Origin of the sequence: Streptomyces swartbergensis (assembly GCF_002148965.1) — a bacterium.
In the GTDB taxonomy this organism is placed as follows: domain Bacteria; phylum Actinomycetota; class Actinomycetes; order Streptomycetales; family Streptomycetaceae; genus Streptomyces; species Streptomyces swartbergensis.
The window spans coordinates 1-5,110 of the sequence record NZ_NGFN01000488.1 but is presented as its reverse complement, the minus strand read 5'-3'; the positions used below and the strand labels follow the sequence as shown (position 1 = coordinate 5,110).

6 protein-coding genes are annotated in these 5,110 nt (G+C 73.4%); 5 read left to right on the top strand and 1 reads right to left on the bottom strand.

Annotated features, from left to right (window positions below; translation table 11 throughout):
- Positions 1 to 241: 241 nt before the first annotated feature.
- Positions 242 to 736 carry a MarR family transcriptional regulator gene (locus CA983_RS40660; protein WP_086605698.1) on the bottom strand — a complete coding sequence of 165 codons (495 nt, stop codon included), beginning with the start codon at positions 734 to 736 and terminating at the stop codon, positions 242 to 244.
- A 151-nt stretch (positions 737 to 887) separates the two neighbouring features.
- Between CA983_RS40660 and CA983_RS40655 the strand changes: the two genes are divergently transcribed.
- The 5 genes from CA983_RS40655 to CA983_RS40630 form a co-directional block, all read left to right on the top strand.
- Entirely contained in the window at positions 888 to 2,066 is a 1,179-nt protein-coding gene (locus tag CA983_RS40655; RefSeq protein WP_167407551.1) for a PP2C family protein-serine/threonine phosphatase, read from the top strand.
- 143 nt (positions 2,067 to 2,209) lie between these two features.
- Complete coding sequence (locus tag CA983_RS40650; RefSeq protein ID WP_244207310.1) at positions 2,210 to 3,109, top strand: STAS domain-containing protein; 900 nt, start codon at positions 2,210 to 2,212, stop codon at positions 3,107 to 3,109.
- Between the two features lie 164 nt (positions 3,110 to 3,273).
- Complete coding sequence (locus CA983_RS40640) at positions 3,274 to 3,639, top strand: STAS domain-containing protein (RefSeq protein WP_425276508.1); 366 nt, start codon at positions 3,274 to 3,276, stop codon at positions 3,637 to 3,639.
- The gene (locus CA983_RS40635) at positions 3,639 to 4,085 is read left to right on the top strand and encodes an anti-sigma regulatory factor (RefSeq protein ID WP_086605694.1); all 447 of its coding nucleotides are present in this window, start codon (positions 3,639 to 3,641) and stop codon (positions 4,083 to 4,085) included. Before CA983_RS40640 ends, CA983_RS40635 begins: the two co-directional genes overlap by 1 nt.
- The coding region (locus tag CA983_RS40630; protein WP_086605699.1) for an ATP-binding SpoIIE family protein phosphatase at positions 4,082 to 5,110 on the top strand (1,029 nt) is incomplete at its 3' end. The genes CA983_RS40635 and CA983_RS40630, both read left to right, overlap by 4 nt.

Here is a 5,110-nt window from a genome sequence, read left to right as displayed (position 1 = left end):
GTGCTCCCCGTCGAGACGTTGACCACAGTCGGCGCAGGTCGGGGCGGTGGCGGGGTACCCGCACGGTGGCTCGGGTACCGGACAGGAAGGTGGGGCGGTGCTGCGTGCAGGAGTTGGCCAAGGGACTCGTAGAGCGGACGGTTGTCGTTCGGCAACTATAGTCGTGAGGCAACAATCTAGCCGTGCCATGCGTGCGCGGGGGAGGATCCGGAATGTTCGTCCCGGTGCCACGACGGGCGATTCAGGCAGTGCGGGTACCGGACGCGGCGGAGTCGTCGGAGTCGTCGTGTATCCGGGCCGCGGCCGCGTCGCAGAACGCCTCCAGCCCCTGCAGCAGCGCGACCCGCTTGGCGGCGGGCATCTGGTCGAGCACCGCGCGCAGCGTCTGTTCCCGGCGGACGCGCAGGTCGGCCAGGAAGGCGCGGCCCCGCCCGCTGAGGTGCAGCCGTACCTCGCGCCGGTCCGCCGCGCTCACCACGCGTTCGACGAACCCCGCCGCCTGGAGCCGGTCGCACAACCGACTGGTCGAGGGCGGGGTGGAGGCGAGGGAGTCGGCGAGGGTGCGCAGGTTGATGCCCTCGTGGTGCTCCAGGATGAGCAGCACGCGCAGCTGGGACGCCGAGGCGGGTGCCGTGGAGGCCCGGCCCCAGAGGACTTCCAGCAACTCCGCGGCCGTGGAGGTCACACGGGCGACCTCTGCTGGCTCAGGGCGGGGTCGGAGGGAAGTCACAGTCACACTCTCGCAGGCACCGGGATGGCCGCCAGCGTACTAGGCGGGCCGCGAGCCGGCGCCGACACCGGCCCCCGGGCCGAGGGCCGTGCCCGAAGAGCCGTAGGTGTCCGACCGAGGATTCAAGGATTGGGCTTCGACCATCGTGACGACGATCGTGAACAGACTCGTGACCGCCGAGCGCGCCCTGCGCACGGCGGCGCCCCATCAACTGCTGGACGCGGTCCGTCGTGTACTGACCGATCAGTACGCGGCGGACTCCGTCGAGCTGTACCTGGCCGACTACGGACTGACGGTGCTTCAGCCGGTGTCCGTGCCGCCGCACACCCTTCAGCCGGTGTCCGTGCACAACAGCCCGGCGGGCCGGGCCTTCGGCGCACAGGAGCCGTACGTGGAAACCGTCTCGGGTGACTCGGGGGATTCCGGTGACTCGGTACGCGTGCATCTGCCGGTCACCGTGCGCGGTGACCGCCTCGGCGTGCTGACGGTGACCCTGCCGGGCGGCGAGCACGACGACGGATGCCTCGGCGAACTGGCCGAGATCGCCGAGGTGCTCGGGCACGAGGTCGTCGTGGCCGAGCGGGACACCGACGTGTACCTCCAGGCGCGCCGCAGGGACCGGCTCACCCTGGCCGCCGAGATGCAGTGGCAGTTGCTGCCGGGCCGCTCCTGCTCCCGCCCCGAGTACGAGCTGGGCGCACAGCTGGAACCGGCGTACGCGATCTTCGGCGACAACTTCGACTGGTCCGCCACGGCCGACCGGCTCAGTCTCTACGTCACCAACGGCATGGGCGAGGGCATAGAGGCCTCCCTGCTGACGAACCTGGCGATCAACGCCCTGCGCAACGCGCGCCGGGCCGGTCTCCCCCTCGCCGACCAGGCGGCCCTGGCCGACCAGGCGGTGTACGCCCATTACCGGGGCCGTTGCTACCTGTCCGTGCTCATGCTGGACATCGAGCTGGCCACCGGGCGGGTCCGGGCGGTGGACGCCGGTTCCCCGCGACTGCTGCGGCTGCGCCGGGGCGCGGTGGAGCGGGTGCCGTTCGACGCCCAGTTGCCGCTCGGCATGTTCGAGGAGACCGACTACGTGGCCCAGGAGTTCGCGGTCGAGCCCGGTGACCGGCTGGTCTTCGTCAGCGACGGGGTGTACGACGCCGCCACCGCGGGCGGAGCGGCGTACGGGGACAACGCCCTGTCCCGGGCGATCCAGTCGACCCGGCTGCTGCGGGCCGCCGAGGTGCCCCGGGCCGTCCTGCGCGAACTGTCCGGCCACCGCGGCAGACCCGTCCCGGACGACGACGCCCTGGTGGTGTGCCTGGACTGGCGTGGGCGGTGAGGACGGGGGCAGACGCAGGTCAGGTGTGGACGAGCGGCTGTTTGGTGGTGTCGTACGGCGGCCTTAATGTTTGTCATACGGCAAGTAAGGGCTGAGGTGCCGTAGCGCGGCCTCGGTCCGGCCCATGCAAGGGAGCGATGCACGTGTCGGTGTCGGATGAGAACGCGGAACGGGAGCCGGCCGCACAGCAGGTGAGTGCCTTTCTCGAACGGCGCCGGGAGCAGATCGCCCAACGGTGGGCGGACGCCATGCTGTTCCGCACGGTCTTCACCGTCTCGCGCGACGAGGCGGTGGAGGCGGGCAGGTCCGTGGCGGCGGCGCTGGCCGCGGTGGCGGCCACCGGGCGGCTGGACGACATCCGGGCCCCCGGATTCGCGGCGGTGCGCGACCAGTTGGGGCGGATGGCGGCGGCCCGCGTCCGCAGGGGGATCGGCGCGGACGGGCTCGCCGACGAGGTGGCCGCCCTGCGCGAACCGGTGACCGACCAGCTGCGCGGCGAGTTCCCCGACCCGTACGCCCCCGAGGCCCAGGAGTGCGTGCTGGCCCTCACCGTGCTGATGGGCACGCTGCGTCTGGTCGTGCTGGACACGACGGTCAGCGCGGGCGAGGAGTTGATCGCACGGCAGCGCGAGCAACTGCACGAAGTGGCCACCCCGGTGATCAAACTCTGGGAGAGCACCGTCGCCGTACCGCTGATCGGCACGCTGGACAGCGCGCGCAGCCAGGTGGTCATGGAGAACCTGCTGGACGCGATCGTCGCCGAGCGCGCCCGGTACGCCATCCTCGACATCACCGGCGTGCCCACGGTCGACACCCTGGTCGCCCAGCACCTGATGAAGACCGTGGCCGCGGCCCGGCTGATGGGCGCCGAGTGCATCGTCTCCGGCATCCGGCCCGCGATCGCGCAGACCATCGTCCATCTGGGCATCGACCTCGGCACGGTGCTCACCCGCGCGAGCCTGGCGGACGCCCTGGCCTACGCGCTCAGCCGGCAGGGCGTCGAGATCGCGCCGGTCCGCATGGCCGACGCGGGCGCGCGATGACCGGGCCCTCGGGGACCGGGCCCTCGGGGACCGGGCCCGCGGGATTCGGGCCCCCGGTCGCCGGGCCCCCGGTCGCCGGGCCCCCGGCCGCCGGGCCCTCGGTCGCCGGGCCGCCGATCGCAGGGCCCTCGGTCGCCGGCCCCTTGGGCGGGCACGGCTTCTCGGTGCCGGTCCTCCGGCTGGGCGACATCCTGCTGGTCACCCTCCAGGGGGAGCTGCACGACGGGATGGCCGAGCAGCTCCAGCAGGACATCACCGAACGGATCGCGCACACCCGCGTGACCGGCGTGGTCATCGACATCTCCGGCGTGGACATCGTCGACTCCTTCCTGGGGCGGGTCCTCGCCGAGATCGCCGCGGGAGCCGCACTGCTGGCCGCCCGTACGGTGCTGGCCGGCATGCGCCCCGCGGTGGCGATCACCCTGGTCGAGCTGGGGCTCACCCTGCCGGGACTGCGTACGGCCCTGGACGTCGAACGCGCGATGGAGATGCTCACCGCGGGTGAGCATCAGGACGGGGGGAATCCGTGATGCGGGCCTCCCGCCACGCCGCCCCGACCAGCCTGCCGATCGGCTCGGACGCCGACCTGGCCTGGGTACGGCAGCAGGTCCGGCAGACCGCCGCCGAGCTCGGTTTTGGTCTGGTGCAGCAGACCAAGCTCGTCACCGCCGCCAGTGAGCTGGCCCGCAACACACTCGTCCACGGCGGCGGTGGCCACGTGGAGATCACTCCGCTGGACACCGGCCCGTCGCCCGGCCTGCGGCTGACCTTCGTCGACGCCGGGCCCGGCATCCGCGACCTGGACCAGGCGATGACCGACGGCTACACCAGCGGCGGCGGGCTGGGCCTCGGCCTGAGCGGGGCCAAGCGGCTGGTCCACGAGTTCGACGTGGACAGCCGGCCCGGTGAGGGGACCACCGTCACCGTCACCGCCTGGGCCACGGTCGTGCCGCCGGCCCGGCCGGGGTCGCGATGAGCAGGGTCTGGGACGTGCCGGTGGACGACTCGACCCGGGTACGGGACGTCCGGGTGGCGGCCGAGGAGGCCAGCGAGTGTGCCGGGCTCGGCCCGCACCGCACCGCGACCGCGGCGCTCGTGGCGACGGAGCTGGCGACCAACCTGGTGCGGCACGCGGACGGCGGGTACGTCGTCATCAACCTCGTCGAGCGCGCACCCGCCGACGACGGGCGCTTGTCCGTGCAGCTCGTCGCGCTCGACCACGGCCCGGGCATCCCGGACGTCGCGGCGGCGATGCGCGACGGCTACACCACCGCGGCCTCCCTGGGCGCCGGCCTCGGCACGTGCCGGCGCATAGCCAACGACTTCGACCTGCACAGCGCCTCCGGCCGGGGCACGGTGGCCGTGGCCCGCATCGACCACGAGCCGCCGGCCGGCCGGTACCGGACGCCCCCGCGTGGTCTGCGCGCCGGTGGCGTCAACGTCCCCCTCGGCCGGGCCGAGTACTCCGGCGACGCCTGGAGCCGGGTGTGCGCCGGCGACCGGCTGACCCTGCTGCTCGCCGACGGGCTCGGTCACGGCCCCAAGGCCGCCGAGGCGTCCGGCACCGCCGTGGAAGCGCTGCACGGCGTGGCCGACCGGCCGCCCGCCGAGATACTGCGGCATCTGGGCCGGGCCCTGCGCCGCACCCGGGGCGCGGCCGTCGCCGTGGCCCAACTGGACATCGGTTCCGGCCGGTTGCACTTCGCAGGGGTCGGCAACGTCGGCGCCCGCCTGCGGAGCGACGGCACCTGGAAGGCGATGCTGTCCCAGCCCGGCATCGTGGGCGCGCAGGTTCCGGCGTCCGTGTCCGTGCAGCGGGAGCCGTGGCAGGACGACAGCCTGCTCGTCCTGCACAGCGACGGCCTGCCCGGCCGCTGGACGCCCCCAGAGGACGCCGTGCTCCTCGGCTGCGACCCGGCGGTGGTGGCCGCGGTGGTCCTCCGGGACGCGGGCAGCGCGGCACGTCCGGTGCGGGACGACACGTGTGTGGCGGTGCTGGGT